We start from the raw sequence: 17,068 nt of genomic DNA, 5'->3' as shown, positions 1-17,068 counted from the left end.
GGTCAGTCACCCGCCTCGGCCAGCGCCCGCTCCCAGAAGACCGAGCAGAACCGGGCGAGCGGCCCCCGCGCCGCTCCCCCGGGCGGCACGGAGCCGTCCGGCGGCGGTGTCTCGGACGGCACTTCGCCGACCAGCGGAAGGCCCAGCAGCCGCGCCACCTCGCGGTCGTCGAGACCGGGCGCATACGGCCCTCGTACCGCGACCCGCAGGTCGCCCAGGACCATGCCTGCGACCGACGCCACCCGCCGTGCGGCCGCGACGGCACGCAGCTCGGCAGGGACCACCAGCACCCCGACGTCCACTTGGGCAAGGACTTCGGCGACGCCTTCGTCGACGCGGCGCGGGAGGTCGACGACGACCGCGCCGCCACGTCGGCGGCCCGCGGCGAGGACCGCGCGGACCGCCTGAGGCGGAACGGCCACCGTGTCGCCGCGGTCCCAGCTGAGTACCCGCAGCGCATGCAGCCGGGGCAGGGACTCCTCCAGGGCGCCGCCGCCGACTCTGCCGCGGGAAGCGGCGAACGCGGGCCAGCGCAGTCCGTCGGCCTTCTCTCCGCCGAGGAGTACATCGAGTCCGCCGCCCAGCGGATCGGCGTCCACGAGCAGAGTGCGCCTGCCCTCACGCGCGGAGGTGACGGCGAGGGCGCAGGCGAGCGTGGACGCGCCCGACCCGCCGCGGCCGCCGATCACGCCCACGGTGAGCGCGGGTCGGCCGACCCCCTCGGCCACGTCGGCGATGCGGTCGACCAGCCACTGCTCGCCGTCCGGCAGCAGCAGGACATGGTCGGCGCCGATCTCCACGGCCCGCCGCCAGACGCCGGAATCGTCCTGATCCCGACCGACCAGCACCACTCCGCGTCTGCGCGCGGCCCCGCGCACACGGCGCGCGGCGTCGTCGCCGACGAGGACGAGTGGCGCCGCCTCCCAGCTACCCCGGTGCCTGGGCACCCCCGGGTGGACCTCCGGTCTGGCGCCCGCGGCCGCGCACAGGCGCAGCAGGTCGTCGAGCAGTTCGGCGTCCTCGGTGACGATCAGCGGTCCGTTCCGCCGCCCGTCGGCGACGGCCGACCCGTCTTGTGTGATGGCTCCCGCCACGATCTCCATCCCCCTTCGCTGCTTTTCCCGCCCGGGCCCGCAGGGCCCACTGCGGCCCCGCGCTTCCCGCTCGTGTGAAGGACCGGCGACCGGCCTGCATATGAGCGGCCGATACGAACCGGACATGCGCGCCCGACAAACCGAACCGGCATGAACTCGCCACTGGTCGGGCGTGCTGGAATCACGGTGCAGCGATCCAGGAAATCGTGTGGATCTTGATCGATAACTGTGGACAACTCGGCGATTGTGAATATCGCCTTCACCCATACCGGTGCAGCCTCAACTACTGCCGCAGAGCAGCGCGACGGCTACTCACCGTGACGAAGCGTGGACATGCAGAAGCGGCGCCCGCAAGCGCCGCCACAGGGCACGGAGACCGTCCCAGAGAGAGCAAAACCCACCCGGACATGCGACGACCCCCGCCGGGGGGGAGAGCGGGGGTCGTCCCCACGGCCGACTCGGGGGGGGAGGAGTCGGACCGGGTTAGCACGGTCGCGAACGATCCGTGACTTCCATGGTGTACCCGAGAGCCCTCTCAGGCAAACCCACACGCCCCACCTTACGCCGAATGGTGGGCGCATATGCTCTGGCCCGTGGAAAACCACTCCTTGCCCCGCACAGCGGCGTTCTTTGATCTGGACAAGACGGTCATTGCGAAGTCGAGCACGCTCACCTTCAGCAAGTCCTTCTACCAAGGCGGGCTGATCAATCGCAGGGCCGTCCTGCGCACCGCGTACGCCCAGTTCGTCTTCCTCCTGGGCGGTATGGACCACGACCAGATGGAGCGGATGCGCGAGTATCTGTCCTCGCTGTGTCGCGGCTGGAACGTCCAGCAGGTCAAGGAGATCGTCGCCGAGACGCTCCACGACCTGATCGACCCGATCATCTACGACGAGGCTGCCTCCCTCATCGAGGAGCACCACTCCGCAGGGCGCGACGTGGTGATCGTGTCCACGTCGGGCGCCGAGGTGGTCGAGCCGATCGGCCAACTCCTCGGAGCGGACCGGGTGGTGGCCACCCGCATGGTCGTGGGCGACGACGGCCGCTTCACGGGCGAGGTGGAGTACTACGCCTACGGGCCGACGAAGGCCGAGGCGATCAGGGAGCTCGCCGAGTCGGAGGGGTACGACCTCTCACGCTGCTACGCCTACAGCGACTCGGCGACCGACCTGCCGATGCTGGAGTCCGTCGGCCACCCGCACGCCGTGAATCCGGACCGGGCGCTGCGTCGCGAGGCTCTGGCGCGCGGATGGCGGATTCTGGACTTCCACCGCCCGGTCCGGTTGAAGCAGCGGCTGTCCGTGCCGCCGCGGCCGGCGCTCGTCGCGGCGGCCGCCATAGGGGCGGCGGCGGCCACGGCGGGACTCGTCTGGTACGCGAGCCGGCGACGGACGCCGGCCGTGTGACCACCGGACGGGGCACACCGCACCCGATTCGCACCTTTTTGAACCCAAAAGTTAAAGAACGGCATCCGGGGCTTCCGCTTACCCCTGCCCTGGGAGTACAAAGGATTTAGCGGCCCGCGAGACCAAAGGAATCATCCGAAAGGATCACCTTTAATAACGCAATTGGCCCCACGGACCGAGCATGAACACTGGGCACCCACGCGACGTCGACCCGTCGATTACGGGCCAGCCGCACCAGGTGACGGGCAGAAGTTCCCGACCTGATGGGCGACATATCGAGGACGCTTGGTAACCCGGTGAGCGTGCCAGCGGCGGTACGAGACCTCGTACCGCCGCAACGCTGTAAAGGCCTCCCCGAGGGAGGCCTACCTCATGCGGGAGCCACCCGGTCTCACACGGGAACCACCCGGTTTCACAGGTCTCACACGGGAACCACCCGGTTTCACACGGAAGCCACCCGGCTCTACGCCGCCCCGCGCTGCAGCGCCTCGCAGACCGCGGTCGACTCGCGGACTCCCAGCTCGACTGCCTTCGCACAGTGGGCGATCCATGCCGCCATGCCCTCCGGAGTGCCCGACACGTAGCCGTCGAGGGCCGCCACATAGGCCGCACGGCCCAGTTCCGCGTGACCCATCTCCGCCGGGCAGATCGCCTTGGGGTCGAGACCGCTCCCCACCAGGACGATGCGCTGGGCCGCGCGCGCGACGAGGCCGTTGTGGGAGGCGAAGGGGCGTAGGGCGAGCAGTTCGCCGTGTACGACGGCGGCGGTCACGAGAGCGGGCGCCGAGCCGCCCGCGATGATCAGCCGGGAGAGCCCCTCGAGGCGGCCGGAGACCTCGGCCGCGTCCGGCAGCGGCAGCTCCACAAGGGGCTCCTCGACCAGCTCGCCGTCCTGCCGCGGACGCCCCACGCGTGGGTCGGAGTCCGCGGCCGCCACCAGGTGCAGCCGCGCCAGCACCCGCAGGGGCGACTGCCGCCAGATGGACAAGAGCTGCCCCGCCTCGGCGGTCAGCCTGAGGGCCGCGCCCACTGTTCGGGCCCCGTCGTCACCGCTGAAGTCGGTTCGCCGGCGCACCTCCTCGAGGGCCCAGTCGGCGCCGGACAGCGCAGCCGAACCCCGCGCGCCGCGCAGCGCCGCCTCGGAGGTGATCTCGTTGCTGCGGCGCCGCATGATCCGGTGCCCGTAGACCCGGTCCACGGCCTTGCGCACGGACTCCACGGACTCGGCCACTCCGGGCAGCGTGCCCAGGGTCGCGAGCGGATCGGCGGTCGCACCTGTCGTACTCATGAGTACGACACTACGCACCTTCGCGCCACTCCTTCGAAGGAGTGGTCTTCTTCACGTCAGCCTGCCACGCACAGCTACGAGGACACTACGCTTGGTGAATATGAAAATTGCTTTCGTCGGGAAGGGCGGCAGTGGCAAGACGACCCTGTCCTCCCTGTTCATCCGCCACCTCGCCGCCGCCGGAGCGCCCGTCGTCGCCGTCGACGCGGACATCAACCAGCACCTGGGAACCGCGCTCGGACTCGACGAGGACAAGGCCGCGGCACTGCCCGCCATGGGCGGACGGCTGCGACTGATCAAGGACTTCCTCCGCGGCTCCAACCCACGGATCACGTCCGCCGAGACGATGATCAAGACCACCCCGCCGGGCGAGGGCTCTCGGCTGCTGCGGGTTCAGGAGGACAATCCGGTCTACGACGCCTGCGCGCGGCCGGTGGAACTCGACGGGCACATCGTCCGTTTGATGGTCACCGGCCCCTTCACGGATGCCGACCTGGGGGTCGCCTGCTACCACTCCAAGACGGGAGCGGTGGAGCTGTTCCTGAACCACCTCGTGGACGGCCGCGACGAGTACGTGGTGGTCGACATGACGGCGGGCTCGGACTCCTTCGCCTCCGGCATGTTCACCCGGTTCGACATCACATTCCTCGTCGCCGAGCCGACCCGGAAGGGGGTCTCCGTCTATCGCCAGTACAAGGAGTACGCCCGCGACTTCGGGGTGGTCCTGAAGGTCGTGGGCAACAAGGTGCAGGGCCGGGACGACATCGACTTCCTCCGCGCCGAGGTCGGTGACGACCTGCTCGTGACGGTCGGGCACTCGGACTGGGTGCGCTCGATGGAGAAAGGCCACCCGCCCCGGTTCGAGCTCCTGGAGGACGCCAACCGCCGCTCCCTGCGCGCTCTTCAGATCGCTGCCGACGCAACGCACGAACTGCGCGACTGGGAGCGCTACACGCAGCAGATGGTGCACTTCCACCTGAAGAACGCGAACAGTTGGGGCAACGAGCGCACCGGCGCCGACCTGGCGGCGCAGATCGACCCCGGATTCGTCCTCACCGAGGGCCTGGCGGCCACCGTGTGAGCAACGGCCGTCCGGCCGATACGGCTAGGCGGCCGCGGGGTGCACGACGACCGCGTCCCCGCCTGGGCCGGCGGCCGCTCCCCAGGGGCAACGGCCGCCCGATGGCTACGGTCTGACCGGCGGCGCCCCCGGAACCCCCCTGGGTGCCGGGGCGGGCGAGGCCGCCAGGAAGGACTCCCAGCCGTGCCGGGGGGCCTGGCCGACCTTGAGCGTGCGCAGTTGCGCCAGGACCCTTGGATCCTGCGCGTCCAGCCAGTCCACGAGTTGACGGAAAGAGACACAGCGCACCTCGGCCCGGGTGCAGACGCGCTCGACGACTTCCTGGACGGCACGCATATAGGTGCCGCCGTTCCAGGACTCGAAGTGGTTGCCGATGATCAGGGGCGCACGGTTGCCGTCGTACGCCCGTCGGAAGCCCAGGAGCAGACCGTCACGCATCTGGTCGCCCCATTCCCCGAACTTGTCGGGGTCGCCCTGGGTCTGGGTGCCCGACTGGCTGACCATGAAGTTGTAGTCCATGGTCAGCTGCTCGTAGGAGTGCCCAGGGAAGGGCACGTGCTGCATCGACAAGTCCCACAACCCCTCCTTCTTCCCGGGCCAGACCTGGTCGTCGGCACCGGAGGTGTCGTAGCGGAACCCCAGGTCACGGGCCGCCGTCATGAAGTTCTTCCGCCCCTCCAGGCAGGGCGTGCGAGCGCCGATGAGCTCCTTGTCGTAGTCGAAGGGCAGCGGCGGCTCCTGCTTCAGGCCGGCGTTGGTCTTCCAGGACTTCACGAACGCCTTCGCCTGGGCGATCTCGTCCTTCCACTCGTCGACCGACCATTGGCCGACCCCGCCCTCGTCGCCGCAGAAGTGGCCGTTGAAGTGGGTGCCGATCTCGTTGCCCTCCAGCCAGGCCAGACGCAGCTGCCGCGCGGTGTTCCTGATGCCGTTCTCGTCGTTGAAACCGATGTCGGAGCGGCCCGGCGAGTGCTCCGGCGGCTTGTACATGTCGCGCTTCTCCTCGGGCAGCATGTACACGCCGCTCAGGAAGTACGTCATCGTCGCGTTGTTGGCCTTGGCGACCTTGCGGAAGTGCGAGAACAGCTTCTGGCTGTCCTCGCCGGCCCCGTCCCAGGAGAAGACCACGAACTGCGGGGGTTTCTCGCCGGACTTGAGCCGCTCGGGTCCGGGCAGATGCGGCTGGGCGCCGGTGTACGCGGTGGAGCCGTCGCCGATCAGGCGGACCGCGCTCCCCGGCGCCGGGGCACCGGCGACCTTCCTCATGCCTTCCCGTGAACCGGTCGTGCCGATCACGCAACCGGCGAGCGCGGTGGCGCCGGCCGCGGCCAGTGCGACACCCGCGGCCATCCTCTGGGTGGCGGCCATCTTCCGCCCACCTTCTTCCTTCAGTCGAGGCCACGCTGGGCAGGTGTTCTGCGGCGCCGTACGGGCTCAAGCCCGCGTCCACAGGCAGCCCGGCCAAGGTCCCACGGAGTCTCACTGAAATTTGTATGACAAGCCGACGAAATTAGTGATTCACCCTCCTGGGTGATTAATTGCCCTATTTGCTCCGAAATTAGATACGCTTCCTTTACTTCGCATTACGATCCATTTACCGACTGTTGGGATATCCCGCCGCTGTACGCCGTGATCCACGGCCGCGACCCCACCCCCCGGCCCATCAGCCGAGGACCACCAGTTACGCGACCGCGCCGCACCGGAGGAGACGGGAACCATGTCTGCCTGCGTCCCCGCCCGCGCCGCCGACTCGACTCGGCCCAAGCGCGTGCATCAGCCCCACAGCCCCCCACCGACCCCGCCCCGCCGCTTCCGCGTCGCGGGCGCCGATCTGTCAGCCTCCATCGCGGTCTTCCTGATCGCGCTCCCCCTGTCCCTCGGCATCGCCCTCGCCACCGGCGCCCCGCTCCAGGCCGGCCTCGTCGCCGCGGCCGTCGGCGGACTCGTCGCCGGCCGGCTCGGCGGCGCCCCGCTCCAGGTCAGCGGGCCCGCCGCCGGACTCACCGTCGTCACCGCCGACCTCATCCACCGCTACGGATGGCGTACGACGTGCGCCATCACCGTCCTCGCCGGCCTCGCCCAACTGGGCCTCGGCTGCCTGCGCGTGGCCCGTACCGCACTCGCCGTCAGCCCCGCGATCGTGCACGGCATGCTCGCCGGTATCGGCGTCACCATCGCCGTCGCCCAGCTCCACATCGTGCTCGGCGGTACGCCGCAGAGTTCGGTCGTCGACAACCTCCGGGCGCTGCCCGCGCAGTTGGCGAACCTCCACCCGGCCGCCGTGTCGGTGAGCGCGCTCACCCTGGCCCTCCTCCTGGCGTGGCCACGGCTTCCGGGGCGTCCCGGGCAGCTCTTGCGCAGGGTCCCGGCCGCCCTGGTCGCCGTCGTCGGGGCCACGGCGGCCGCCTCGCTCGCCGGGCTGCACCTGGCCCGGGTGGACCTGCCCTCCTGGTCCAGCCACGCTCTGCCACAGCTGCCCGAAGGGCCCGTGCCGGGCCTCGTGGCCGCCGTGCTCACCATCACCCTGGTCGGCAGCATCGAGTCCCTGCTCTCGGCCGTCGCCGTCGACAAACTCGCCACCCTCCGCGGCGCTGTACGCCTCCCCCGCCCGGACCTCGACCGGGAGCTGCGCGGCCAAGGCGCCGCCAATGTGGTCTCCGGCGCCCTCGGCGGACTGCCCGTCACCGGGGTCGCGGTGCGCAGTTCGGCAAACGTGCAATCCGGTGCCGTCAGCCGGAACTCCACGATGATGCACGGCGTTTGGGTAGTAGTAGCCGCGCTGCTGATGGTCCCGGTGCTCGAGCTGATCCCCCTCGCCTCGCTCGCCGCCCTGGTGATGGCCGTCGGTATCCAGATGGTGTCCCTGCACCACATCCGCACGGTCACCCGCCACCGAGAGGTACTGGTGTACGCCGTGACCACGCTCGGCGTCGTCCTCCTGGGCGTCCTGGAGGGCGTGACGCTGGGGGTAGCCGTGGCCGTAGCCGTCGCCCTGCACCGCCTCGCCCGCACCCGCATCACGCACGAAGAGAGAGGGGGAGTCCATTACGTACATGTACGAGGGCAGTTGACGTTCCTCGCGGTGCCCCGGCTCAGCCGGGCACTGCACCTGGTACCCGCCGGGTCGGACGCCGTCGTGGAACTGGACGGGTCGTTCATGGACCACGCGGCGTACGAGTCGTTGCACGACTGGCAGAAGACGCACCTCACGCAGGGCGGCACGGTCGACCTCACCGGCCGGGCCGGAACCCGTATCGCGATGTCGGCACTGGACTCTCCCGCACTCAAGGAGAGCCAGGAGCACGCGGAGGCCTCCGCGTGCCGGTGCCGGCCCTGGACACCGTGGCGCAACCACCAGTGCGAGCGCCCGCCCTCCGCGCCGCCCGGCAGCCATCCGAGCGGTCCGGGCACCGGGTCCAGAGCGAGCGGGCATCAACTCGCACGCGGCATCAGCGCGTTCCAGCGGAACACGGCCCCGCTGGTGCGCGGCGAGCTGGCCCGTCTCGCGCGCGAAGGGCAGCGGCCGTCGCAGCTCTTTCTCACATGCGCCGACTCGCGGCTCGTCACGTCGATGATCACCTCCAGTGGTCCCGGCGACCTCTTCGTCGTCCGCAATGTCGGCAATCTGGTGCCGCTGCCCGGCGCGGAGAGCGGGGACGACTCGGTGGCCGCGGCCATCGAGTACGCGGTGGACGTTCTGAAGGTGCGGTCCATCACCGTGTGCGGGCACTCCGGGTGCGGGGCGATGCAGGCTCTGCTCACTTCGGAGCCGGACGGTGCGCCGACCCCGCTCAGGCGGTGGCTGCGGCACGGAGTGCCCAGTCTGGAGCGGATGGCAGACGAGGAGCAGCCCTGGGCGCGGCTGGCCGGGCGGGCACCCGCCGATGCGGTGGAGCAGCTCTGCCTGACCAATGTCGTCCAGCAGCTGGAGCATCTGCGGGCGCACGAGTCGGTGGCGCGTGCGCTGCGGGAGGACGCGCTGGAGCTGCACGGGATGTACTTCCACGTGGGGGAGGCACAGGCGTATCTCCTCACCGAGGCAGGCGCAGAGGACGTGTTCGACCACGTGGCGGGCCCGGAGGACGTGCGCAGCCCGGCATGAGCGGGCACCGGGTGCGACCGTACGGGGGACGGCCGCACCCGGTGACGACCAGCCCAGCCCGGTGACGACCACCCCGATGACAACCGACCCCGATGACAACTGACCCCGATGACGACCGCACGACGACCGCCGGGCCGGGCTCACCGGTTGCGGCTCGGTCGGCGCACCCGACCGGCAGCGGTTCTCAGGGGCCGGGGCACCTGCTCCGGCCCTCAGGCCGAGCTTGGCGGACCGCATGGTCGGATGTGAAAGGCGTTACACGACTGAACTCCCACGGGCCGACCACCATCAGAACGAATGACCGACGGCCGCACGAGCCAGGCAGGGACCGGCTCGCACACGGAACACCTCGCCGACGGATGCGACCACAGGTCTAAACCAATTTGCGGCCAGCCCTTGTCACCGAGCCCCCCGGTCTGATGAGCTGTGGCCTGGGACACAACGGACACCCTGGGAAAGGGAGATGTCGTGAGCAATGAAAGCCTGGCCAACCTCCTGAAGGAGGAGCGACGCTTCGCGCCGCCCGCTGACCTGGCCGCGGGCGCCAACGTCACGGCAGAGGCGTACGAACAGGCCAAGGCTGACAGGCTCGGCTTCTGGGCCGAGCAGGCCCGGAGGCTGACCTGGGCCGTGGAGCCGACCGAGACCCTGGACTGGTCGAACCCGCCCTTCGCGAAGTGGTTCAAGGACGGCAAGCTCAACGTCGCGTACAACTGCGTCGACCGGCACGTCGAGGCGGGCCACGGCGACCGTGTCGCCATCCACTTCGAGGGCGAGCCCGGCGACAGCCGCGCCATCACCTACGCCGAGCTGAAGGACGAGGTCTCCAGGGCCGCGAACGCCCTGCTGGAGCTGGGAGTTCAGAAGGGCGACCGGGTCGCCGTCTACATGCCGATGATCCCGGAGACCGCGATCGCGATGCTGGCCTGCGCCCGCATCGGCGCCGCGCACTCCGTCGTCTTCGGCGGCTTCTCGGCGGACGCGCTCGCCACCCGCATCCAGGACGCCGACGCCAAGGTCGTCATCACCTCCGACGGCGGCTACCGGCGCGGCAAGCCGTCCGCGCTCAAGCCGGCCGTCGACGACGCGATCGAGCGCGTGGACAACGTGGAGCACGTGCTCGTCGTGCGCCGTACCGGCCAGGAGGTCGCCTGGACCGAGGGCCGGGACGTGTGGTGGGACGAGATCGTCGAGCGGCAGTCCGCCGAGCACACTCCCGAGGCGTTCGACGCGGAGCACCCGCTGTTCATCCTCTACACGTCGGGCACGACGGGTAAGCCGAAGGGCATCCTGCACACCTCCGGCGGCTACCTCACGCAGGCGTCGTACACCCACTGGGCCGTCTTCGACCTCAAGCCCGAGACGGACGTGTACTGGTGCACGGCGGACGTCGGCTGGGTCACCGGGCACTCGTACATCGTGTACGGGCCGCTGGCGAACGGCGCGACCCAGGTCATGTACGAGGGCACGCCGGACACGCCGCACCAGGGCCGGTTCTGGGAGGTCGTACAGAAGTACGGGGTGACGATCCTGTACACGGCGCCCACGGCCATTCGCACGTTCATGAAGTGGGGCGACGACATCCCCGCGAAGTTCGATCTGAGCAGCCTGCGCGTCCTCGGGTCGGTCGGCGAGCCGATCAACCCCGAGGCGTGGGTGTGGTACCGCAAGCACATCGGCGGGGACCGTACCCCGATCGTGGACACCTGGTGGCAGACCGAGACGGGCGCGATGATGATCTCGCCACTGCCGGGCGTGACCCAGACCAAGCCCGGTTCCGCGCAGGCCCCGCTTCCCGGCATCTCCGCGACGGTCGTCGACGACGAGGCGAACGAGGTGCCCAACGGCGGCGGCGGTTACCTGGTCCTCACCGAGCCGTGGCCGTCGATGCTGCGCACCATCTGGGGCGACGACCAGCGGTTCATCGACACGTACTGGTCGCGGTTCGAGGGCAAGTACTTCGCCGGGGACGGCGCGAAGAGGGACGACGACGGCGACATCTGGCTGCTCGGGCGCGTCGACGACGTGATGCTCGTGTCGGGGCACAACATCTCGACGACGGAGGTCGAGTCGGCGCTCGTGTCGCATCCGGCGGTCGCGGAGGCGGCGGTCGTGGGCGCGGCCGACGAGACGACGGGGCAGGCGATCGTGGCGTTCGTGATCCTGCGGGGCACGGCGTCCGAGGACGAGAACCTGGTCGGTGAGCTGCGCAACCACGTCGGCGCGACGCTCGGGCCGATCGCCAAGCCCAAGCGGATCCTGCCGGTGGCGGAGCTGCCGAAGACGAGGTCCGGGAAGATCATGCGGCGACTGCTGCGGGATGTCGCGGAGAACCGGCAGCACGGGGACGTCACGACGCTGACGGACTCGACGGTGATGGACCTGATCCAGGCGAAGCTGCCGGCGGCGCCCAGCGAGGACTGAGTCTCCCCCGCACCTGAGAAGGGGCGCCCGGCAGCACGCCGGGCGCCCCTTCTCAGCCGTCCCCGAACGTAAGGCTCAGGTAAAGTAGGGACTCCAGGTGTGCCGGGAAGTCTGGTCGGCAAGCCGCCGTGAGTGAGTTCTGACGGCGGGCGTCAGTATGTCGTACCGACCCGGAGGTCTCCGCCGTGGCCGCGCCCCGCACCCGTAACCGCATGTTTCTCGGGCGTCTCTCCCTGCCCGAGCGGAACTTCGTCGCGGACGCCCTGCGCACCGAGACCGTCGGCGGTGTGCTGCTTCTGCTCGCCGCGATAGCCGCTCTGGTCTGGGCAAACATACCGGCGCTGCACAGCGGCTACGAGAGTGTGGTCCACCACCACCTCGGGCCCGCCGCCCTCGGGCTCGATCTGTCCGTTCAGCACTGGGCCGCCGACGGGCTCCTCGCGATCTTCTTCTTCGTCGCCGGGATCGAGCTCAAACGCGAGCTGGTCGCGGGAGACCTGCGAGACCCCCGCGCCGCGGCGCTCCCGGTCGTCGCGGCGCTCTGCGGCATGGCCGTACCCGCGGTTGTCTACGCCCTCACCAACGCCACCGGCGGCGGTTCCTTGGCCGGCTGGGCGGTCCCGACGGCCACCGACATCGCCTTCGCGCTCGCCGTCCTCGCGGTCATCGGCACCTCCCTGCCGTCCGCCCTGCGCGCCTTCCTGCTCACCCTCGCCGTCGTCGACGACCTCTTCGCGATCCTGATCATCGCGGTCTTCTTCACGGACCGGCTGAACTTCGCGGCTCTGGGCGGCGCCGTCGTCGGCCTCGCCGTGTTCTGGGTGCTGCTGCGGAAGGGCGTACGCGGCTGGTACGTGTACGTCCCGCTCGCCCTGGTGGTCTGGGGGCTGATGTACAACAGCGGCATCCACGCCACCATCGCCGGTGTGGCCATGGGGCTGATGCTGCGCTGCCACCGCCACGAAGGGGAGGAACACTCCCCCGGCGAGCACATCGAACATCTCGTACGGCCCCTGTCGGCCGGTCTCGCGGTGCCGCTGTTCGCCCTGTTCAGCGCGGGGGTCGCGATCTCGGGCGGGGCGCTCGGGGACGTGTTCGCCAAGCCGGAGACGCTCGGCGTCGTGCTCGGCCTCGTCGTCGGCAAGACGGTCGGCGTCTTCGGCGGTACATGGCTGACGGCGCGCTTCACCAGGGCCTCCCTCAGCGACGACCTCGCCTGGCCCGACGTGTTCGCCGTCGCCTCCCTGGCCGGCGTCGGCTTCACCGTCTCGCTCCTCATCGGCGAACTGGCATTCGGCGGCGATCCGGCACTCATGGACGAGGTCAAGGCCGCCGTCCTCACCGGTTCGCTGATCGCGGCCGTGTGCGCGACCACGCTGCTGAAGGTGCGCAACGCCAAGTACCGCGCCCTGTGTGTGGACGAAGAGCGCGACGAGGACCTGGACGGCATTCCGGACGTCTACGAAGAGGACGACCCCGCGTACCACCTGCGCATGGCCGATATCCATGAGCGCAAGGCCGCCGAGCACCGCAGGCTCGCCGCGCTGAAGTCCGCCGGCACCGGGCCCTCGGCCGAGTCCGGGAACAGCACGACCGCCTGAACCGGGACGGCACGATTGACGAAGTGACGGGCGGGCAAGCGAGGAGAACGACCGTCCGGCATGATCTGACACATCCACAAAACTCCGCACTGTCCGCGGAGTACGTACGCAGAGAGCAGGGAGACCGCGATGAGCGCACCCGACGGCAGCCCGGTCGGCGCCGAACGCAGCATCGGCCAGCTGTTCGCCTCGGCGACGACCGAATTGTCCGCACTGGTGCACGACGAGATCGCTCTGGCGAAGGCCCAGCTCAAGCAGGACGTCAAGCGCGGCGCGACGAGCGGCGGCGCGTTCTCGGCCGCGGGCGCGGTGCTGTTGTTCTCCCTGCCGATGCTGAACTTCGCGCTGGCGTACGGCATCCGGACCTGGAGCGGCTGGAACATGGCCGTCTGCTTCCTGCTGTCCTTCGCCGCCAACGTGCTGGTCGCCGGGCTGCTCGCGCTCATCGGCATGGCCTTCGCGAAGAAGGCCAAGAAGAGCAAGGGCCCACAGAAGGTCGCGGCGTCGATGAAGGAGACCGCGGGCGTCCTGCAGCACGCCAAGCCCCACCCCCGTCAGCCCAGCCCGGCCGACGCGGCGGTCGAGGCTGTGGCACGCTCGTCCTCATGACGGACCCCGCCATCCCTTCGGCCCAACCCACCTCGGTCGTACGGCTCGACGTGCCCGGCGGGAAGGCGGTGACGCACCGGGACGTCGCGGCCAACGGCGCACGCTTCCACATCGCGGAACTGGGCGATGGACCGCTGGTACTGCTGCTGCACGGCTTCCCGCAGTTCTGGTGGACCTGGCGGCACCAACTGGTGGCGCTCGCGGACGCGGGCTTCCGGGCCGTGGCGATGGATCTGCGCGGAGTCGGCGGCAGCGACCGCACACCACGCGGTTACGACCCCGCGAACCTGGCCCTCGACATCACCGGCGTCGTACGGTCCCTGGGCGAGCCCGACGCCGCACTCGTCGGCCATGACCTGGGCGGATACCTCGCCTGGACCGCGGCCGCGATGCGCCCCAAGCTCGTCAGGCGGCTCGTGGTCGCCTCGATGCCGCATCCGCGGCGCTGGCGCTCGGCGATGCTCGGTGACGTCAAGCAGACGGCCGCCGGTTCCTACATCTGGGGGTTCCAGCGGCCCTGGATCCCCGAGCGCCGGCTCACCGCCGACGGCGCCGCCCTGGTCGGCCGGCTGATCCGGGACTGGTCGGGGCCGCGGCTGCCGGACGACGAGGCCGTGGAGACGTACCGGCGCGCCATGTGCATCCCGTCGACAGCGCACTGCTCGATCGAGCCGTACCGCTGGATGGTGCGCTCCCTGGCCCGGCCCGACGGCATCCAGTTCAACCGGCGCATGAAGCGGCCCGTCCGCGTCCCGACCCTGCATCTGCACGGCTCGCTGGACCCCGTGATGCGGACGAGGAGCGCGGCCGGATCGGGCGAGTACGTGGAGGCGCCGTACCGCTGGCGGCTGTTCGACGGCCTTGGGCACTTCCCGCACGAGGAGGACCCCGTGGCGTTCTCCTCCGAGCTGATCAACTGGCTCAAGGACCCCGAACCCGACCGGTGACCCGGCCGCCGGGACCCGCGGGAACCGGCCAGTCGGCCGGAAGACCGCGAGCCCGCCCGGTGACCGCGTGTACGCGCCCGGTATCCGGACGTGAACGACTGTTCTACGAACGGCCACATGCCCGCCGCATAAGCCAATTGGGGTGCCCAGGCGCGGTTATCGACCTTGGGGCAAGGGCAGACGTCGGGGTATGGGCTGGACGCACGACTACAGTGACGTAGCACGCAACCGCCGCTCGGCCGCCGGGCCGAGCTCCCACCAAAGGGGCGCCCCGCAGCTGGCGGGCTCGGACCCTCGGGTGGGGATCCCGCACATCCTGCGCCGCCGGGCCCGCTGGGTCTCGGTACGCCTGCGTCACCCGCGCGGCTGACCCGCTCAGCGGGGAGGCAGCCGTCCGCAACCACCTCGCAGCCGCTGCCCCCGCTCTCCGGAATCAGAGTGCGCAGCTGTCGCTGTCCACCTGCTGGTTCGCCGTACGTCCCTTGGCGATGTCCTCCTGGACCTCGTCCGCCGTCAGCGCGTACCCCGTGTTGGCGTCGTCCAGGGACTTCGCGAAGACCACCCCGTAGACCTTGCCCTCGGGTGTGAGCAGCGGGCCGCCGGAATTGCCCTGGCGGACGGTCGCGTACAGCGAGTAGACGTCACGGCGGACCGAGCCGCGGCGGTAGATGTCCGGGCCGTCGGCCGTGATGCGGCCGCGCACGCGCGCGGGCTGGACGTTGTACGACCCGTTCTCCGGGAAGCCCGCGACGATCGCGCCATTGCCGGTGGCCGCGTCCGTGGACGTGAACCGCAGCGCCGGGGCGTCCAGGTCCGGCACGTCGAGTACGGCGATGTCCCGCTCCCAGTCGTAGAGGACGACCTTCGCGTCGTACTTCCTGCCCTCGCCGCCTATCTGGACGGTGGGCTCGTCGACCCCGCCGACCACGTGCGCGTTGGTCATCACGCGGCGCTCGCCAAAGACGAAGCCGGTGCCTTCGAGGACCTTGCCGCAGCTCTGCGCGGTGCCCATGACCTTGACGATGGACCGCTGCGCCCGGATGGCGACCGAGCTCCTGGCGAGGGCCGGGTCAGGGGCCTGGACCTCCCTGATCGGCTCGTTGGAGAACGGACTGAAGACCTGCGGAAAGCCGTTCTGCGCGAGGACCGAGGTGAAGTCCTTGAACCATGTGTCCGCCTGGTCGGGCAGCGCCTCCGACACCCCCAGCAGCACCTTGGAGTTGCGGACTTCCTTGCCCAGCGTCGGCAGCGTGGTCTGGGCGAGGGCGGAGCCGATCAGCCAGGCCACCAGCAACATCGCGACGACGTTCACCAGGGCGCCGCCGGTGGCGTCCAGGGCGCGGGCCGGGGACCACGTGATGTACCGGCGCAGCTTGTTGCCGAGGTGGGTGGTCAGGGCCTGGCCGACGGAGGCACAGACGATCACCACAACGACGGCGACGACGGCGGCGGTCGTGCTCACCTTGTGGTCGCCCGTCGCCTTGTCCCAGACGAAGGGAAGCAGATACACCGCGACGAGGCCGCCACCCAGAAAGCCGATCACCGACAGGATGCCGACGACGAAGCCCTGGCGGTAGCCGACGATCGCGAACCACACGGCAGCGACCAGCAACAGGATGTCCAGCACGTTCACCGCTTCAAGCCTCGCCTCGTCACTTTCCGGTCGCCGTCGTCAGGCCGGGGGTCCCGGGGGTGCCCCCGGGAGACACAGCACGGAGGTCACCCTGTCATGCGCGCCAGTCGAGCGGGACCTGCTTGTCCCGGTCCCAGGGGCGCTCCCAGCCCGCGTAGTGCAGCAGGCGGTCGATGACTCCGGCGGTGAAGCCCCAGACAAGGGCCGATTCGACCAGAAATGCCGGGCCTCGGTGGCCGCTGGGGTGGATGGTGGTGGCTCTGTTGGCCGGGTCCGTGAGATCCGCCACGGGGACGGTGAAGACCCGCGCGGTCTCGTTCGGGTCGACGACGCCCACCGGGCTTCTCTCGCGCCACCAGCCGAGGACGGGCGTCACGACGAAGCCGCTGACCGGGATGTAGAGCTTCGGAAGCGCCCCGAAGAGCTGGACGCCGCGCGGGTCGAGTCCCGTCTCCTCCTCGGCCTCGCGGAGAGCGGCCCGCAGCGGCCCGTCGGCCTTCGGGTCGCCGTCCTCGGGGTCGAGGGCGCCGCCGGGGAACGACGGCTGCCCGGCGTGCGAGCGCAGCGAACCGGCACGCTCCATCAGCAGCAGCTCGGGGCCGTGGTCGCCCGCGCCGAAAAGGATCAGCACGGCCGACTGACGCCCCGCGCCGTTCTCCGGCGGCAGGAAGCGGCTGAGCTGGAGCGGCTCGACGGTCTCCGCGACCCGCACCACCGGGTCCAGCCACTCGGGCAGGCCTTCCGTGCTCAGCCGCAGCCGCCCGCTGTCGGTGTCGCTCTTGTGGCCGGTATTGCTCGCGTGCGTCATCGCCACCCCCGTTCTGCCGATCCCAACGCCCACGGGGCCACGGATCGTTCCGCACGTCCCTCGTGTGGGTGTCCT

The 17,068-nt window shown here is 70.3% G+C and carries 13 protein-coding genes; 8 read left to right on the top strand and 5 right to left on the bottom strand.

Going from position 1 to position 17,068, the window contains the following annotated elements; genetic code table 11:
• Window positions 1-2: 2 nt before the first annotated feature.
• On the bottom strand, window positions 3-1,103 hold the full coding sequence (ssd, locus tag Q2K21_RS01540; protein WP_386275936.1) for a septum site-determining protein Ssd: 1,101 nt from the start codon (window positions 1,101-1,103) through the stop codon (window positions 3-5).
• Window positions 1,104-1,675: 572 nt separating this feature from the next.
• Between ssd and Q2K21_RS01535 the strand changes: the two genes are divergently transcribed.
• Window positions 1,676-2,500 (top strand): HAD family hydrolase, encoded by an 825-nt coding sequence (locus Q2K21_RS01535; protein WP_310763241.1) that lies wholly within the window; start codon window positions 1,676-1,678, stop codon window positions 2,498-2,500.
• Window positions 2,501-2,963: 463 nt separating this feature from the next.
• On the opposite strand, the gene Q2K21_RS01530 is transcribed toward Q2K21_RS01535, so the two are convergent.
• Complete coding sequence (locus Q2K21_RS01530; protein WP_310763240.1) at window positions 2,964-3,788, bottom strand: Fic family protein; 825 nt, start codon at window positions 3,786-3,788, stop codon at window positions 2,964-2,966.
• 100 nt (window positions 3,789-3,888) lie between these two features.
• On the opposite strand from Q2K21_RS01530, the gene Q2K21_RS01525 reads away from it, so the two are divergent.
• Window positions 3,889-4,869 (top strand): ATP-binding protein, encoded by a 981-nt coding sequence (locus Q2K21_RS01525; RefSeq protein WP_310763239.1) that lies wholly within the window; start codon window positions 3,889-3,891, stop codon window positions 4,867-4,869.
• A gap of 105 nt (window positions 4,870-4,974) precedes the next feature.
• On the opposite strand, the gene Q2K21_RS01520 is transcribed toward Q2K21_RS01525, so the two are convergent.
• Window positions 4,975-6,237 carry a polysaccharide deacetylase family protein gene (locus Q2K21_RS01520; protein WP_310763238.1) on the bottom strand — a complete coding sequence of 421 codons (1,263 nt, stop codon included), beginning with the start codon at window positions 6,235-6,237 and terminating at the stop codon, window positions 4,975-4,977.
• Between the two features lie 349 nt (window positions 6,238-6,586).
• Here Q2K21_RS01520 and Q2K21_RS01515 point away from each other — a divergent pair, with 349 nt between their 5' ends.
• From Q2K21_RS01515 to Q2K21_RS01490, 6 genes are all read left to right on the top strand, one after another.
• A complete protein-coding gene (locus tag Q2K21_RS01515) occupies window positions 6,587-8,971 on the top strand; it encodes a SulP family inorganic anion transporter (RefSeq protein WP_310763237.1) in 2,385 nt (794 codons plus the stop codon).
• 468 nt (window positions 8,972-9,439) lie between these two features.
• Window positions 9,440-11,395 (top strand): acetate--CoA ligase, encoded by a 1,956-nt coding sequence (gene acs, locus Q2K21_RS01510; RefSeq protein WP_310763236.1) that lies wholly within the window; start codon window positions 9,440-9,442, stop codon window positions 11,393-11,395.
• A gap of 185 nt (window positions 11,396-11,580) precedes the next feature.
• Window positions 11,581-12,996, top strand: coding sequence for a Na+/H+ antiporter NhaA (nhaA, locus tag Q2K21_RS01505; protein WP_310763235.1), 1,416 nt, complete (start codon window positions 11,581-11,583; stop codon window positions 12,994-12,996).
• A gap of 129 nt (window positions 12,997-13,125) precedes the next feature.
• A complete protein-coding gene (locus tag Q2K21_RS01500; protein WP_310763234.1) occupies window positions 13,126-13,605 on the top strand; it encodes a phage holin family protein in 480 nt (159 codons plus the stop codon).
• Complete coding sequence (locus tag Q2K21_RS01495) at window positions 13,602-14,552, top strand: alpha/beta fold hydrolase (protein WP_310763233.1); 951 nt, start codon at window positions 13,602-13,604, stop codon at window positions 14,550-14,552. Before Q2K21_RS01500 ends, Q2K21_RS01495 begins: the two co-directional genes overlap by 4 nt.
• 190 nt (window positions 14,553-14,742) lie before the next feature.
• The gene (locus tag Q2K21_RS01490) at window positions 14,743-14,922 is read left to right on the top strand and encodes a hypothetical protein (RefSeq protein ID WP_310763232.1); all 180 of its coding nucleotides are present in this window, start codon (window positions 14,743-14,745) and stop codon (window positions 14,920-14,922) included.
• Window positions 14,923-14,985: 63 nt separating this feature from the next.
• Here Q2K21_RS01490 and Q2K21_RS01485 read toward each other — a convergent pair whose 3' ends face one another.
• A complete protein-coding gene (locus Q2K21_RS01485; protein ID WP_310763231.1) occupies window positions 14,986-16,185 on the bottom strand; it encodes a MarP family serine protease in 1,200 nt (399 codons plus the stop codon).
• Between the two features lie 94 nt (window positions 16,186-16,279).
• Window positions 16,280-16,993 carry an NUDIX hydrolase gene (locus Q2K21_RS01480; RefSeq protein ID WP_310763230.1) on the bottom strand — a complete coding sequence of 238 codons (714 nt, stop codon included), beginning with the start codon at window positions 16,991-16,993 and terminating at the stop codon, window positions 16,280-16,282.
• Window positions 16,994-17,068 lie beyond the last annotated feature (75 nt).

It is taken from the genome of Streptomyces sp. CGMCC 4.7035 (assembly GCF_031583065.1).
Taxonomy (GTDB): domain Bacteria; phylum Actinomycetota; class Actinomycetes; order Streptomycetales; family Streptomycetaceae; genus Streptomyces; species Streptomyces yaanensis.
The sequence above is the reverse complement of the archived record's forward strand: the minus strand, read 5'-3'. Positions and strand labels throughout refer to the sequence as shown.